The 14,477-nt window shown below is 41.7% G+C and carries 15 protein-coding genes and 1 pseudogene; 8 read left to right on the forward strand and 8 right to left on the reverse strand.

Annotated elements, in window-relative coordinates; all coding sequences use genetic code 11:
- Positions 1 to 622: 622 nt before the first annotated feature.
- Positions 623 to 1,528 (forward strand): hypothetical protein, encoded by a 906-nt coding sequence (locus CHU32_RS23220; protein ID WP_032625852.1) that lies wholly within the window; start codon positions 623 to 625, stop codon positions 1,526 to 1,528.
- A 331-nt stretch (positions 1,529 to 1,859) separates the two neighbouring features.
- On the opposite strand, the gene CHU32_RS23230 is transcribed toward CHU32_RS23220, so the two are convergent.
- The 3 genes from CHU32_RS23230 to CHU32_RS23240 are packed head-to-tail and all read right to left on the reverse strand — an operon-like array spanning position 1,860 to position 4,719.
- Positions 1,860 to 2,531 carry a hypothetical protein gene (locus CHU32_RS23230; protein ID WP_103678501.1) on the reverse strand — a complete coding sequence of 224 codons (672 nt, stop codon included), beginning with the start codon at positions 2,529 to 2,531 and terminating at the stop codon, positions 1,860 to 1,862.
- 14 nt (positions 2,532 to 2,545) lie between these two features.
- Positions 2,546 to 3,658 carry a hypothetical protein gene (locus CHU32_RS23235; protein WP_103678500.1) on the reverse strand — a complete coding sequence of 371 codons (1,113 nt, stop codon included), beginning with the start codon at positions 3,656 to 3,658 and terminating at the stop codon, positions 2,546 to 2,548.
- Between the two features lie 2 nt (positions 3,659 to 3,660).
- The gene (locus CHU32_RS23240) at positions 3,661 to 4,719 is read right to left on the reverse strand and encodes a PD-(D/E)XK nuclease domain-containing protein (RefSeq protein ID WP_103678499.1); all 1,059 of its coding nucleotides are present in this window, start codon (positions 4,717 to 4,719) and stop codon (positions 3,661 to 3,663) included.
- A 199-nt stretch (positions 4,720 to 4,918) separates the two neighbouring features.
- On the opposite strand from CHU32_RS23240, the gene CHU32_RS23245 reads away from it, so the two are divergent.
- Positions 4,919 to 5,143, forward strand: a complete 225-nt coding sequence (locus tag CHU32_RS23245; protein WP_032625860.1) for a DUF2188 domain-containing protein — start codon at positions 4,919 to 4,921, stop codon at positions 5,141 to 5,143.
- A gap of 37 nt (positions 5,144 to 5,180) precedes the next feature.
- Here the strand turns inward: CHU32_RS23245 and CHU32_RS28670 are convergent.
- The 3 genes and pseudogenes from CHU32_RS28670 to CHU32_RS28810 all read right to left on the reverse strand — a co-directional run.
- A pseudogene (locus tag CHU32_RS28670) lies at positions 5,181 to 5,300 on the reverse strand (phage portal protein); the annotation flags it as partial.
- Positions 5,301 to 5,767: 467 nt separating this feature from the next.
- Positions 5,768 to 6,397 carry a hypothetical protein gene (locus CHU32_RS23255; RefSeq protein ID WP_103678498.1) on the reverse strand — a complete coding sequence of 210 codons (630 nt, stop codon included), beginning with the start codon at positions 6,395 to 6,397 and terminating at the stop codon, positions 5,768 to 5,770.
- A gap of 451 nt (positions 6,398 to 6,848) precedes the next feature.
- Positions 6,849 to 6,974 (reverse strand): hypothetical protein, encoded by a 126-nt coding sequence (locus tag CHU32_RS28810; RefSeq protein ID WP_256098372.1) that lies wholly within the window; start codon positions 6,972 to 6,974, stop codon positions 6,849 to 6,851.
- A 70-nt stretch (positions 6,975 to 7,044) separates the two neighbouring features.
- Between CHU32_RS28810 and CHU32_RS23260 the strand changes: the two genes are divergently transcribed.
- The 5 genes from CHU32_RS23260 to CHU32_RS23280 are packed head-to-tail and all read left to right on the forward strand — an operon-like array spanning position 7,045 to position 13,307.
- A complete protein-coding gene (locus tag CHU32_RS23260; protein WP_103678497.1) occupies positions 7,045 to 7,284 on the forward strand; it encodes a hypothetical protein in 240 nt (79 codons plus the stop codon).
- Positions 7,285 to 7,335: 51 nt separating this feature from the next.
- On the forward strand, positions 7,336 to 7,626 hold the full coding sequence (locus tag CHU32_RS23265) for a helix-turn-helix domain-containing protein (RefSeq protein WP_103678496.1): 291 nt from the start codon (positions 7,336 to 7,338) through the stop codon (positions 7,624 to 7,626).
- 34 nt (positions 7,627 to 7,660) lie between these two features.
- Positions 7,661 to 8,578 (forward strand): reverse transcriptase family protein, encoded by a 918-nt coding sequence (locus CHU32_RS23270; protein ID WP_245880265.1) that lies wholly within the window; start codon positions 7,661 to 7,663, stop codon positions 8,576 to 8,578.
- Between the two features lie 40 nt (positions 8,579 to 8,618).
- A complete protein-coding gene (locus CHU32_RS23275; RefSeq protein WP_103678494.1) occupies positions 8,619 to 12,470 on the forward strand; it encodes a hypothetical protein in 3,852 nt (1,283 codons plus the stop codon).
- 45 nt (positions 12,471 to 12,515) lie between these two features.
- Entirely contained in the window at positions 12,516 to 13,307 is a 792-nt protein-coding gene (locus tag CHU32_RS23280) for a hypothetical protein (protein ID WP_245880266.1), read from the forward strand.
- Positions 13,308 to 13,393: 86 nt separating this feature from the next.
- Here CHU32_RS23280 and CHU32_RS23285 read toward each other — a convergent pair whose 3' ends face one another.
- Together CHU32_RS23285 and CHU32_RS23290 are read right to left on the reverse strand one after the other, a co-directional pair.
- Positions 13,394 to 13,612: a helix-turn-helix domain-containing protein gene (locus tag CHU32_RS23285; protein WP_103678493.1), complete on the reverse strand. Its 219-nt coding sequence runs from the start codon at positions 13,610 to 13,612 to the stop codon at positions 13,394 to 13,396.
- A gap of 39 nt (positions 13,613 to 13,651) precedes the next feature.
- The gene (locus CHU32_RS23290) at positions 13,652 to 13,915 is read right to left on the reverse strand and encodes a helix-turn-helix domain-containing protein (protein ID WP_103678492.1); all 264 of its coding nucleotides are present in this window, start codon (positions 13,913 to 13,915) and stop codon (positions 13,652 to 13,654) included.
- A gap of 107 nt (positions 13,916 to 14,022) precedes the next feature.
- Between CHU32_RS23290 and CHU32_RS23295 the strand changes: the two genes are divergently transcribed.
- Positions 14,023 to 14,298 (forward strand): helix-turn-helix domain-containing protein, encoded by a 276-nt coding sequence (locus CHU32_RS23295; protein ID WP_103678491.1) that lies wholly within the window; start codon positions 14,023 to 14,025, stop codon positions 14,296 to 14,298.
- Positions 14,299 to 14,477: the final 179 nt, after the last annotated feature.

Below are 14,477 nucleotides of genomic sequence, written 5' to 3' on the forward strand. Positions count from 1 at the left end.
GAAAGCGTGCGTATTGCCTGAAAACACAACCCGCTACGGGGGAGACTTACCCGAAATCTGATTTATTCAACAAAGCCAAAAATAGTATCCATTATACTCATAAAGGCAATATCCCTCCCTAAAAAAGCTCCGGTCTATCTGGCTGAAACTATGACGCTAACCCATTAGGGAATCTGAAAAAGTTAAGGCGATGTGATTTGATAGCTTGATTGCATTGTAATCCCACGTCACTGCTGATATTGCTGGAACACCATCGGCAAATAGACGATAGTCCACACGAAGAAACGAGGACACATGCCAGCTTATGTTGTCCAGAAACTTCCGCTTAGTGTCATAAGTTGACTCAGTTGGCACGCACATAGTGTGCAACCACAAGCGACCTACTTATTTTGTTCTAGTTTTGTCACTCATGCGTATAGTAATGATAGAAAATTTAATGAGTTATAAGTATTCTCTGGCGGGATAACTCGCATACGTGCTATCGTGAATAAATGGATTTGACAATTGTCAGTAATTGTCTGACTTTAAGTAATGATTCACAGCATGGTCGTGCTGGCTGAACGCGCATGCGCGTTATTAAAATATTAGCCGGTCAAGAGTTCACTTTCACGGATGCAGAAAAATGAAGTTCAAAAATCAAGTATATGAAGATTTAGTTAAAGATTTAATTAATGACGCCTTTTACATTGAATCAAGATCAAATAGAGGTAAAATCTCTACAATTCGACAATATTCAGAAGTTGTCATACGCAAATTATGTGACATCCCTCAAGGCGAAGAAGTTACCCTCGGTAATTTCGAAGTTATTAAAAAGTTAAAGGCCACAAGTTCAGATGATAAATTTTTAATGGGAGCAGTTAGAAAGCTACAAAAATTAGGGAATAAATGCACCCATACAAAAAACACAAAACCTATTCTTGATACTGATGTGGATTCTGCAATTGATGCGTTGTTTAAGTTGTATGCAAGCTTGTTTATTTTGTACTTTAAAAAGTATAAATTTGGTTCCTGTAATGAAATTGTGCGCGCATTTTCCATACTCCCTCCAATCATTAGATTTTTTGTTCTCGACAATCTGTATGACAGTGATAAAAAAAATTTACTAGTTATTGATAAGTTATGTTTGGTTCTGCTCAAAGCATTTGACAAAAAAGATGCATTAAACTGGCTAACTGAAAGGAAAAGTGAGTTATCTGACATATTGCCGTACACGCCTGAAGCTATTTCTGACATTGAAGTTGCCCATGGAAAACTGTATGCGAAGTTAGTTGTAGCTAACGCTCCTGCTAATATGTACATTTGTTGCCTAGACCGATTGGAGGAAGTCGACTTAATACTTAAGAAGCAAGGGTTGCTTTACAATAACTTTGAGCAGGCAAAACCACTCTATTTAGATGAAGGAGTTCTCGATAATAATAGTGCGGAGAATGAGGAATTTAATGACATAATGGAATTTGTCTATCTTGGACGAAAATCCGAAATAAATGAAAAGCTTAATAAACGGCATTTATACAGTATTACGGTTTAGAATAAATAGCTCAACTAAAAAGGCGTTCATCAGATAAACCGTTGAACGCGGAGTTAATGTCTGCTACTCGCTGTGAGTTCAACTGATGGATAGAGAGCTAAACTAGCACCTTATGATTGAGCGGGTCGAAATGATTGCGCGACTAGCAACAGAGGGCGTGTGCTAGGAAAGAGATCGTTGGATATCATTGGGGCTCATTGCAGAAGTCGCAAAGGAACAAACGATGAGAAATAATAGTTCCTCAGTTTTTTAGGCCAGCTTAATAGAAAAATTATAAATTGATTATTTTTGATAAAAGCACTCTGTTCTTAGAGTGCTTTCTTAGAATGCTTCAACTAGTGAAATTTTCAACTGTAGAGAAAATCTCTTTGAATATATCCTCTGAAAAATTTATCGAACCATTAGTATTCACTTCTAGAGTTTCAAAGCCACTAAAGGTTTTAACATTTAGCTTGACTTTATCAATCGTGAATTTTGCATTTTTGAAAATATTATTTATTTCTTCAATGGCATCGCTTGAGGATTCAAGCTCCAATGTTCCAGATGTCGTTTTGCTAAAAGTAAGATCTTTTAACTTAGCCTTGTGTACCTTAACCCTCTCGAAATGAGGGGTAATGCATTGTATGAAATCATCAATTCTAATATTGATACACGACACATTGAAATCAGCTTGCGTTTTTTTAATAATATTGGATATAAAGCTTTTTATGCTTCTAGGCGGAGATTCAATCACTAAAATAAAGTTATTTTTTTGAGTTTTGCAAAACCAAAATTTAAACTGAATATACTTGAAGTGATTGAATTCTGTTTCATTACCATAAGGGTCAATAATAATTTCATTTAGTTCAACTCTTTCAATATACTTTGATGAGATGGTATTATCTTCATACGAATTAATGCTAAAACCCCATCCTTTGTCACTGTCAAACGGAGTGTTAATGATAGCTTTATATAAAATATCAAGTCCACAAGGGAAGTTGGCATTAAACCATTTTGTTTTCATAACAACTCCTTTTACTATTCAGTGACAACCTCAAGTGTATGAGATGAGATTATTTTATTCGCAATTTCTCGCGCTGTTTTTTCTATAGACCACAATAGCACATTTTCTTTATCTTTTACGACATTTTGACGATTAGTAAATTCGTTAATTTTTTTATATTTATAAAGTCCACGAACTAAATAAGAGAAAAGCTTGCAATTATCTGAATCTACAAATTGAGCCTCAAACTCATATTTATCTGAATCTTTAAAACCATCCACAATAGAACACCAAATAATTTTGGAAATGTAGAATCCTTTATTAAGCAATTCTTCAAGTTCTGGTGACTCTAAGACACCTCGGCCTTTGAGAGAGGCTTTAGATATATGATATCCAGTATCTATAACTGAATCATCATCAGTATCCTCATCAGCATCTTTCTCGGATGATTTTCTTGCCTCTAAAATAGGGTGTGTAACATAAACATCAGAAACATCAACGCATTTATATTTAGGCATGCTAACAATTAATTCTTTGAAAAACCTGCTCCGTTCTACAGGATCCTTTACTGATTCTAATGATATTTCTTCAAGGCTTGCTGGGTCGTCTTTATTGTCTTCTTTTATTTTTTCAACTAGACGATCATTAAATTCTCTCGCTTTGGCGTTTTGTGGAAATCGGGTGATATATTCTCCTGTTTCATTAATTTCAATTTGAATTTTAGCTTCGCGAGAGGAAGACTGACGGAATTCACTCATTTTGAAATCGAGTTTTACATATTTAATGGAAACTTCAAAACCTTTTTCAGTAAAGGTTAAATTGGTAACATCTCCATCTTTTTGGAGGTCCTCACAAATAGATTTTACCGTAGCTTCTAAGGCATTGGTATCTATGTTTGTATTTACAATATTTAAAGAAACTTTTTCTCTACGTCCTACTGAGCCAAGAATTTCAGACAGATATTCAAAATCATAATAACCATGATAGTTTTTTGAAAAATCTAAAGCTAAGGCTTTTCTTTTGGTATCTTTCGAAATAATAATGCCTCTTTTAAAGAAAAGGCTTTTTATGTCTTCGTGTGTAACTTTAGTCTGATTGAGGGCATCAAACATAGCTTTGTCATTAACACTATACAAACCAACTTTCATATTTATCGCTCCCAACCAATCTCAACTGAACTAAAACGAGGTTTAGTGAACTCTACCTGATGAAAATCAATTGCATTAATTATTGTTCTTTTATGACTATCAAACCCCCACTCTTTACAATATGTTTCTTTTGCACGCATAAAAATTCCACGAACATCTTTGTATATATTAGGATTGATAATTCTAATTCTTATTTTTTCATTCCCATCTAATAATTGATATTTGGAAAGAGTATCCAATATATACACAAATTCTAACTCATTTTCACCTACCCCATTGTAGTAAATGATATATCCGTGGTCATAAGTTTTTTCCCATTGTAAAGTTTCTTCATTACAATGCTTTACATCTTGGTGCTTAATAATCAGGAATGGCCCTGTAAGTAACTCAATTGTGGCAGGGTGTTCTTCTGGTGCCCCACTTACTTTATGAAGAGATAAGTCAGGATAAAAGAATTGATATTTTTTCCCTAGAGGAAATTCTCTATTATGACTTAACTGCGATAAATCTGAAATTATTGATTGCAAATAATTTATAGTTCTTGGCTCAATGATGTGGATTTTTTGCCCTTGTTTTAAAGGGATGTTGTCAAGATTGATGCCGCGTTTAGTTTTATCAGTCTCGGCATTATGTGATTGATAAAATACATCATAAAATGATTGATCAAATTCACCATCATGATTATAAACAAACAGCATCCCTCTTACTTCTGATGAACCACTTTGGTAAGAATATCTTTCCTTCCATTCCTTACTCCCATCAGCGCAATCAATTGAGTTAGCTAAAGAAACTAAAGCGTTTCTCATTGATGTCGATGTAATCGACCCTTTTACATAACTTTTTAAGTCTGTATTCAAAAATATTGTTCTATTTAAGTAAGGATCTTTGTAGGAGAAAACTACATCTGTAGGATGTTTTCCAGCCTTCGTTTTATGTTGATCTGACTTCATGCATGGAAAATTTTCATTAGTTGCCCCAACTAACTCCCACTTGAACCACTTAAATAAGTCGGCAGAAATTTTTTCTGCCATTTCTGAAATATTTTGAGTTTCACCAGCCATGTATTGTCACCTTGTTATTTATCCTAGGTGGTTATAAGGTCGCTAGCATCAAATGTAAAACAATGAGATAAGCATAACCAACCGATCATTACCACAAACACACATTGTAGGATGAGATCTGTCGCACAATCCCACGGCTGCGCTTCCGTTAATATCCTCATCGGTATGTCATGTTTCCCACCAACAGATGGAGGCTTTAATGGATAACTACCACATTACCAAAGATGGCGATAAGTGGAAGCTTCAAAAGGAAGGAAATGAACGATCTAGCAAGACTGCAACAACTAAGGCTGAAATCATCAAAGCTACTCAGGATTACATGTCCAACAAGACTGGCTCTGTAAAAATCCACAAAGAGGATGGGAAGTTTCAGGAAGAGCGCACTTACCCTCGCAAAGCTGATCCTAAAAAGTCTAAAGGTTAATGAAGTCAAAGCCGCCATGATTGGCGGCTAAACTGGATTATACCGGATTGTCGAGGCTGTACTCTTTGAACTTGATGACCTTCATGCCGAGCCAGTCGTTCACCTCCCTGAACCTGTCCTACAGTGGCAACACCTCGTTACGTACGAATACCTTTGAAGTCGTTAGGCATGTTGGAACCATGTGATATAGTATGGCTCTAATTTATGGTTCCTCTTTGGAACCCACAACAAAAATAATTTTAACAAAAACATTAAATATCAATCAACTAAAATTAAAAACACAGGGACGCCAGCCCACCAAAATCCTTCGAAGATGATTCCAGAGTCATCCGTAGAAGTCCTGAAAGCCCGCACGGTGTAAGCCCTGCGGGCTTTTTTGTGCCTTCAATTTGTCCCGCGAAGTCTGATGCCAACTAATTAAATCCGAACCTTTTAGGCCCATTGATAGGCCCAACGAAAAGCCTGAACTACATCCCAAAAGTTGGACAGTTATATTAAGCGATGATCATGCACATTACGTCTGCTCTTGATGCACCACAGTGGTTTTTTCTGGTATTAAATTGCAGCGACTGGCAGGCAGATAGCAAGTGAATTATCTGTTGGTAGAAGAAAAAGCCAAATGGTCTATAGTTTTCCAGCGCGCACAAAAGTCACACATAACTCTGTAGGAACAATTATGCTTTTCCATGCTCCATTGCTTTTTCCCAAACCAGCGTTAACGAGGCTATCCAAAAAGGCCTCATCCATTTCTACTGGTTGACCAGAGTTGATGGCAGCAAATGCCGCGAGTTCTCTGATATCAAATGAGGGAATACGTTCAAGAGAAACCAGCAAACGCCGAAGAATATTAAAATCGATTTCTTCTCGTGCAAATGCCTTGAGGAACTCTGCCGCAACTTCAGGCTTGTCTGCGCTTTCCATTCTGTCAATGATTTCAATCAGTCTTGCTCCAGCCTTGCCTGCAAACTTATCGTCTTCATTCAATTGCTGGGTCATATTAATCCGTTCAGCGTCGGACAGATCTGAGAATCGAGTAAGGAAACGAATAACCTTTTCAGTAAAAAGCTGATCTCTAACAGTGCTGGTAGCTTTGTATAGTCCGACCACAGTACTGACAAAGGGGATAGATTCAAGAATATTCGATTCAATCAAAGATTGAACGCCAAGCTCAGCATATTCTTTGCCTAATTCGACTACCTCATCAGATTTTAAGGCACTCATTAATGCGCTGCCACGTTTGTTATCTTCTGTCATGATTCCTCAATTACATATTTCGATAGGTGATTCGTGTTGAGATATTGAACCAAACGCAGAGAAAGTATGCGTCTGTTCTTTTAAAAAATAGTAGCTGTAGTAGCGTACTCATTTATCGTTACAAATAAAATTTTGTTATTTATAACTTGGTAGTAGCTTGCACTCTCTTGGATTTTTGGGGATTGATTGCTCCACTCTTCGCCCAAAGCAGACCTAAACCATAAGTACAGAATGTACTATAATGGCAATAAAAATTCACCACTAGTGAAATTTTTATTGCCTAGAATCACAGAATTTGTTTTACTAGTCATAGGTCAGGCGTTCCGCCTGAGCTGTGTTCTTTAAAATGATTGTTCTCATCGTAACAGCGAAGGTTTAGCGTAATTGCCTGTTTAGCAGGCCGCTCCTTCATCCGGTGTTGGAGATTTGACGGGCAGACTAGCGTCATCGGTCAGTCTGAAGCACGTTCGTCATGATGGTGATTCGTAGCCAGTCGCGAAATGCGGCTACTGGGCAACTGCACTGTCGGGATAAACGGGGCTTCATCGTCGCGAAGACTGGTGTTGGGCTTGCGCATCGGGTTGGCTCCTTTCGGCCATCGCCTTGTTACGGGGCTTCGGCGTTTTGCCGATTCAAAGGAGAGCAATATGAAACACGATACTTTAGAGAACACCATCGCAACGCTTGAAAAGCTGCGCGATGCTCACTGCAGCCAACTCGATGCTGGCGCTCTGGCAGAGCTGGAAGATGTATTGCGTCAGTTACGCATACATCGTGACAGCCCGGTAAGAAGCGGGCTTCGGTTTGACGATATCGTCTTCCGGGCACTGCGTATTATTGACGTTGTGGTTCGTCTGATCACAAACATTGATGATTGGATGAAATAATGCAACAGAGCCAAGACGCAGCAGGCCCAATATTTATTTGCGGAGTTAATTATGAATATCGGACAGGCTATCAAGTTATGCCGAACCAGAAGGGGAATATCACAGACGGATTTAGCTCGGAAGGCAGAATGTTCTGTTTCTTATCTTTCCATGCTCGAAAACAATAAGCGAGATCCGACGCTTTCAACCCTTAACAGCATTGCTTCTGCTCTCAACATTCCTGTCAGCATTATTTTCTTTATTGCAGCAGAGGCCGGGGATCTTAACGGTATTGATAAAAGACTCCAGGGAGAACTTGCGCGTACTGCGTTGGAGCTGCTTAATGATTCACACTCCGTCTGACTCACCCTTCTATAGCAAACGACGCATCAGCAGTATGACAGCGCTATCAAAAGCGCTGAACATCTCTCCTATCGAACTACTTAATCTAGCCAATCGTGCGGACCATATGTACCGACTCGCCAGCACGATCACTAAGCCTGACGGAAGTACGCGCCAGACTTGGGATGCATATGCACCTCTAAAAAAAGTACAACGCAATATCAGGCGCAATATTCTTGATTACGTTGTTTATCCAGCATATTTGACTGGTAGTCTGAAAGGCTGTGATTATAAAGTTAACGCATCATTGCACGTTGGCGCAACGATTGTCATTAACGAAGATATCACGCGTTTTTTTCCGTCAACTTCAACCGCAATAGTGCAAAGCATATGGCGGTATTTCTTTGGCTTCAGTCATGAAGTAGCTGAATGTTTGACCAAGCTGACGACCCGGCAAGGGGAGCTACCTCAGGGTGCCATCACTAGTTCATTTCTGGCTAACCTGGCGTTTTGGAAAGATGAACCGGCACTGCAAGCCAGTTTTCGGGCAAGAGGAATAATTTATTCCCGCTACGTTGATGATATCGCCGTCTCGTCAGTAAACTTTCTTGATAAACCGGCAAAAACGAATGTGATAGCCTCGATTTATGGCATGCTTTCCAGGCACGGTTACCAGCCTAAACGAGCTAAACACGAAATCAGAACATCTGGGCAACGGATGGAAGTTACCAAGCTTTCGGTGAATTCAAAACCTGGTATCTCTTCCGCTAAGCAAAGTCAGATACGATCGGCAGTCCATCATTTGGAGCAAGCCATTCTTAGGGGCGAAATTATCGAGTTCGATAAGGGCCCTTATGCACAAACATTGGGACTAGTTCATTTATTGGCCAGATTCCATCCTGGCAAAGCAAAAAAACTTAAACAGCGCTTGCTTGCTCTTAAGAGTTCGGGGTGCACGAATATGTATACATAGTGTAAGAACCAGGGCAAAAATTTTTTACTAAGGTGAAGGCGTGGCAATCTTTGACATTGAAAAGGATGAATTACTTCGGCTCTCCGATGCTCAGTTAGAAGAACTGATAGCTCGGCTAGCAGAAGCTGAAGTGGCAATACATGGTCATAGCCCTGCATGTGTAAATTGGTCTGGCTCAATTACAGCCCCTGACGGAGGGATTGATATCCATGTTCAGGTTCCAGTTGATCAACTGAAACCAGGCTTTCTCGTAAGGCCTAATACGGTCTTTCAGGCAAAGAAACATAAAATGCCAAAGGCTACAATTGAGAAGGAAATGGGCACCGGCCAAACGCTTTCACCCATCATATCTGAACAAGCCAGAAAACAAGGGAGCTACATCATTGTCAGCCTGGGTGATGATTGCTCGCCCTCAGGAAAGGCGGATCGTCTCAAAGCGATGAGGGATGCAGTAAAAGATGATCCTAACAAAAGCAATCTTCATCTCGATTTCTACGACCGTTCCAAACTCATTCAATGGCTGCGCCAACATTCATCAGTCATGCTGTGGGTAAAAGGGAAGCTTGGGCAAGGGTATTCCGGTTGGCAACCCTACGGAGCCTGGAGCAATCCACCACAAGGTGTTACAGACACTTTAATCTCAGCCCCAGGCGTAACCATTACTTTACCATCGGGAAAGGGGCAAAAACTCAAAATTGATGAAGCAATTAACCCAATGCGAGCACTTATCCGTTCGACGAATAAAGCTGTTCGTATTACAGGATTGTCTGGTGTTGGGAAGACTCGAATCGTTCAGGCGCTCTTTGATGAAACTGTTGGAACAGATGCGCTTGACCGGACAGTAGCTATTTATGTTGATACTGGCTATGAGCCAGTACCGTCGGCTACAGCAATGCTTGATAACCTGCTCGCTGAAGGCCGACGAGCAATTATGATCCTTGATAATTGCCCATCAGAACTCCATGCTTCGCTTGCCAGCAAAGTATCATCCGCAGGGAAAGAAGTAAGTCTCATCACGATCGAATACGACATTAGGGATGACAAACCACAGACAACTGAGGTCATCCACATTGAGACAGATGGTCCGGAGGTGGCAGAGCAACTTCTTATCCGTCGCTTCCCTTCTATTGGTCAGAATAATGCCCGTCGGATTGCTGATTTCGCAGATGGGAATGCAAGAGTTGCTTTGGCTATAGCGGAAAGAGTGGAGGAAGGTGAGAGTTTAGCCCTACTTTCAGATGCGCAGTTGTTTAATCGCTTGTTTGAACAACGTAATCATCCCGACGGCCATTTACGGGAGCAAGCTGAAATATTGTCACTGGTGTATTCGTTCTCAATATCTAGTCCAGATGCAGCTACCGATGAACTGGAAATATTGGGTGCGCTCCCTGGGTATCCCAAAATCCAGTTATTCAAAACTGTTACGAAGTTGATGGAACGTCACGTTGTTCAGAAAAGATCCCACTGGAGAGCCATCCTTCCCCATGCCATTGCTAACAAGTTGGCAGCATCTGCACTTAATAGTATTCCGATTGATCAACTTAGGACGACCTTTGAAGCTCCGGATCGACAACGATTATTGATGTCGTTCGCGCACAGGTTGGGACTATTGCACAGCCATGCTGTGGCTAAAGAGATTGTTGAAGCTTGGTTACAGCCCGAAGGGCTGCTTGGAAAAATAATAGACCTAGATGATGTATCGACACGCATTCTGAATTATGTCGCTCCAGTTGCCCCAGGAGCTTTGCTTGAGCGGATTGAAGAAACACTTGTTACGTCTAATTTTGAGCATTTTAAATCACGCTACAACCCACAACGAACAGCAATTATCAAATTGTTGCAGTTACTTGCATATGAATCGAAATACTTTGAACGATGCATTAAGCTCTTAATCCGTATCGCAGATCAGGAAAGCGCGAGCAATAATTATGATTCGGCTCGAAATAAGATAAAGAGGTTTTTCCAACCTTATCTATCCGGTACCCATGCCTCTTTAGAACAACGTGTTGCGGTCATGAATGAATGCATTGGTTCAAGTATGGCCGGACGTAGAAGGCTGGGGCTCGAAATGCTTGAAACTGCTCTCGGCGGACCACCGTGGACAGGATTCGGGATTAATGAGTTTGGTGCTCGGCCAAGAGATTATGGATTTCGGCCCAGCTACAATGAGCTTGTTGAGTGGCTAATCGCCTTCATCGACATTGTGGTGAGATTAGGAACCTCAAGAGTTCCCGAACTTGAAGACGATGCTCGGCTGATCTTAGCTAATAAATTTCGCTGGATTTGGCGTCAGGAAGGAATGAGGTCAAAATTAATTGATGTGGCTCGCAAATTACATGCCCATCGTCCTTGGGGTGAAGGCTGGAAAGCGGTCCGCTCAACAATTTACTTTTCCCATACCAAAAGAAATGACAACGAAGATTTAGATCCTTTGCCGGAAGGACTTGTGACATTGGAACGAGAATTGGAGCCTAATGACTTGGTTCCGGCAGTCATGGCTTATGTACTCAGTAAGGGGCGTGATTTTTGGGCGCTGAATGCCGATTTTGAGCGTGAGGGGCCTAACAAATTCATAAAAATAAAGGAAATACTTAACGCAAAAGCGTTCCAGTTAGGGCAAGACTTTGCAGTATCCACGCATGAACTTGATGAATTAGGCCCTAATTTATTCTTACTAGATGGGATGCCCTATCGCGTCGAATTCGGTAAAGGCTTAGCTAAAGGAGCACCTGACCTACAAGTTTATTGGCAGAAACTCATCACTCAAATGAATCTACAACATAAATCTCAAAGTGATTTTTCTGTTATTCGAGGTTTCATAGAAGAGACGAATTCTATTGATAAAGCATTAGCGCAGGAACTGCTCGATCAGTGCGCACAACATTCCGAACTTCGATTCGGATTAGTCAACCTGCATCCTTGGCAGGAGTTTACTGAAATCGATCTGGATCGCTGCATGTCGCTTCTGGATGACTCTGACATACGGCCCCATATGTATGGGGCAATTCTGTGGGGTGAGCAATTCTCTAATTTGCCAGAAAGTAGTGTTCTCGAGCTTGCTCAAAGGCTGCTGAGTAAACCGAATGGTGATGAAGTAGTATTGGAAGCACTGAGTATGAAACTAGCTGATAAAGGAGATGCTGCGGATATACTAGGTCTTGCGCTACGAACGATCGGACTATCCGCTGCAATCCAGAGGTTCCGAAGAGATCACAAAGATCCCGGCGGATATCTGGATTATGCAATGGAACGTGTTATCGATGCCACATTGCGCTTCGATGGCAACGATGTTGAAAAGTTAGAATGGCTGAATACAATCTTCGCTGTTGTTGATGAATATTTTGGCTACATTTATTCTTTCGAAGACGCTATCGGTATCACCGCTGCATGGATGCCAAAAGAATTTCTCAGTCGCATTTTTGATGGTACGGAAGATCAACAACAGAGGCGGCTGCATTTCATCAATTATGATGATTCACATCAGTCTCCTATTGCGAAAATCGATGTAGATCTTTTGATTGAATGGTGCGGTACCAATAAAGATCATCAGGTTTGGGCTTCAGTCGCTTCAGGTATTAATCTATGGTCAAAAGACGGTGAGCAAAGTCCTCTTTGCTTGCAGGATGATGCACTGAGATTTCTAGAAGCCTCACCCGAGCCAAGAGCCGTCCTTGAGATCTTTGCCGAACACGTAGCACCTTCATCATGGTCCGGTAGTCGTGCGAACGTGATGCAACCCAGGGTTGAAGCGATAGGCCGGTTGGTCACGCACGAGCGTGCAGACATTTCTAAGTCGGCTAGAGCTGTGTATGAAAAACTGACTAACTGGGTTGAAAAGGAAAAAGAACGTGAGCGATTGGAATATGAGGCATTGGAACAACGGTTTGAATGAAGGCTGATAGCCGCCTTGAGAGGAATTCTGTTTAAAGGAGAAATCATGGAATCTGCACGTGATAAATATACCAGTGAGATTATTGAGGCAGAAGATCTTTGGTTACTTGATGTTGTAGATACGAACGGTTACGTATGCTGGGGATGCGGAATTGAGATGTATCCTTCAGCCTGGCAAAAAGGTAGTAAGAAAAGACCGTCGTTTAATAAAATGCCAGGAAAAGAGCACATTAACTGTGATGCTGATGCTGAAAATACAGTGGTTAAACAGGGACAGAAGAAAAGCGTCCGCCATATGCTGGACAGCGCACCGGGTTTGATGCCCGCAGGGTTAAAACTGATTGAACAACGACCAGTTATTGATCCTGACACTACTGATAGCGACAACAAACCCAGTCCCACACGCTCTACATCGTCAGCATCAAGCGAGGTAAATGCTTCAGCGCGGCAATCCCGCCGCCCGGTTAATGCTATTCGCCAGATTTGTAGGGCATTTATTCGCTTCCCATATGACCGTGGTATGTCACTAAATATCCCTGGTATTGATGCCGATACTTACATGACTGTGTTTAAAAAAATTAAAGATCCGGTTCAGCCTTACCCTGAGCGCCGAGTTTTTTATTCGCAGTTGTTGTGGCAGAAATTTGAGCAAGACGAAAACCGAATTGTCATTCCGCTCTCGGGAGAATGGGCAAAAGACGAATCTGGTAAGTTTAAGCCCTCGCGTAGCTATAAACTACACATTGAGTGGGGATACTGGTCAAAGGCTAAAAGGACTATGCTTTTGAAAATGTTTGTTGGAAGGCCGCTACTTGAGAAGCCACTTACTATCACTTGAAGTCTAAATATGGTGGCACTTGCTACAGTAATCATTAACATGTCCACCGCTGCGGCCAAACTTCCAACCCTCATCAAAAACTGCCCTTAAAAGTTAAATAATTCTTTTATATCCACATCCAACCCTTTCCCCAAAACACTTATCACTTCAAGAGTCGGGTTTCTTACTCCCCTTTCAATACCACTTACATAAGTACGATCGAGGCCGCACTTGTCCGCAAATGCTTCCTGAGACAGACCTGACTGAAGTCTGAGTTTTTTTAGATGAGCGCCGAACTGCGCCTGGATGCTGGATGTATTTTTCATCCAGATAAAATGAACTTTCGTTGCCTATCAGACCACGGACTATAAGTCACATTTAATTGATTCGGCTTCCTTTTCAGCGCCATCGTCAAACATGAATAAATGGCTGAGATCCATCCCCAGACCATCCGAAATCGTACTGATGACAATAAGCGTAGGGTTTCTGACGCCTCGCTCAATTCCGCTCATATAAGTGCGATCGATGCCGCATTTATCGGCAAAAGCCTCCTGAGACAGGCCCATCTCACCGCGTAGCGCCCTTATTCTGTTGCCCAGTACTTTTTTGATTGATCCCGTCTTATCCATCTCCTCAGCATCAATCTTTGTCGTTTATCGGTCCACGGACTATAAGTCACATAAAAAGCGTGTTAGCATACATATGTGACTCATAGTCAACGACAGAGGCAAAAGAAATGACTAAAAAAGACTGGCACCCCGCCGATATCATTGCCGCCCTGCACAAGCGCGGCACCAGTATGGCGAAACTCTCGCGGGAAGCGGGACTGGCCTCATCAACGCTGGCGAACGCCCTGAGCCGACCGTGGCCAAAAGGCGAGTGGCTGATTGCCATGGCGCTTGACGTGCATCCATCAGCGATCTGGCCGGGGCGTTATCTCAACACCGCCAATAAACGTGAACCGAGAAAACCACTTCACCCGATGGCAACCACCGTAATCCCCGGGCCGTAACGATCTGCACTGCGGATGCCAGGACGCACTAACCAGAGCATCTGACAGGAAAGTTAATTATCCATACCAAACCACCAGCATGCATCATCACGCTAATCGCAGGTGGCCGCCGCCCTGCCCGGCCACTCGCGATTCATATTCGAACCTTCCACAGCAATCAATTGAATCCCCGGTAGTTC

The organism is Superficieibacter electus, from assembly GCF_002915575.1.
GTDB lineage: Bacteria > Pseudomonadota > Gammaproteobacteria > Enterobacterales > Enterobacteriaceae > Superficieibacter > Superficieibacter electus.

What these genes read in the sequence shown, in the direction of transcription:
- CHU32_RS23285 (WP_103678493.1), bottom strand. Translation starts at nt 13,612, where the DNA reads ATGAAAAATACATCCAGCATCCAGGCGCAGTTCGGCGCTCATCTAAAA.
- CHU32_RS28810 (WP_256098372.1), bottom strand. Translation starts at nt 6,974, where the DNA reads ATGCGCAAGCCCAACACCAGTCTTCGCGACGATGAAGCCCCGTTTATC.
- CHU32_RS23270 (WP_245880265.1), top strand. Translation starts at nt 7,661, where the DNA reads ATGACAGCGCTATCAAAAGCGCTGAACATCTCTCCTATCGAACTACTT.
- CHU32_RS23260 (WP_103678497.1), top strand. Translation starts at nt 7,045, where the DNA reads ATGAAACACGATACTTTAGAGAACACCATCGCAACGCTTGAAAAGCTG.
- CHU32_RS23220 (WP_032625852.1), top strand. Translation starts at nt 623, where the DNA reads ATGAAGTTCAAAAATCAAGTATATGAAGATTTAGTTAAAGATTTAATT.
- CHU32_RS23230 (WP_103678501.1), bottom strand. Translation starts at nt 2,531, where the DNA reads ATGAAAACAAAATGGTTTAATGCCAACTTCCCTTGTGGACTTGATATT.
- CHU32_RS23290 (WP_103678492.1), bottom strand. Translation starts at nt 13,915, where the DNA reads ATGGATAAGACGGGATCAATCAAAAAAGTACTGGGCAACAGAATAAGG.
- CHU32_RS23280 (WP_245880266.1), top strand. Translation starts at nt 12,516, where the DNA reads ATGGAATCTGCACGTGATAAATATACCAGTGAGATTATTGAGGCAGAA.
- CHU32_RS23245 (WP_032625860.1), top strand. Translation starts at nt 4,919, where the DNA reads ATGGATAACTACCACATTACCAAAGATGGCGATAAGTGGAAGCTTCAA.
- CHU32_RS23235 (WP_103678500.1), bottom strand. Translation starts at nt 3,658, where the DNA reads ATGAAAGTTGGTTTGTATAGTGTTAATGACAAAGCTATGTTTGATGCC.
- CHU32_RS23255 (WP_103678498.1), bottom strand. Translation starts at nt 6,397, where the DNA reads ATGACAGAAGATAACAAACGTGGCAGCGCATTAATGAGTGCCTTAAAA.
- CHU32_RS23240 (WP_103678499.1), bottom strand. Translation starts at nt 4,719, where the DNA reads ATGGCTGGTGAAACTCAAAATATTTCAGAAATGGCAGAAAAAATTTCT.
- CHU32_RS23265 (WP_103678496.1), top strand. Translation starts at nt 7,336, where the DNA reads ATGAATATCGGACAGGCTATCAAGTTATGCCGAACCAGAAGGGGAATA.
- CHU32_RS23295 (WP_103678491.1), top strand. Translation starts at nt 14,023, where the DNA reads ATGACTAAAAAAGACTGGCACCCCGCCGATATCATTGCCGCCCTGCAC.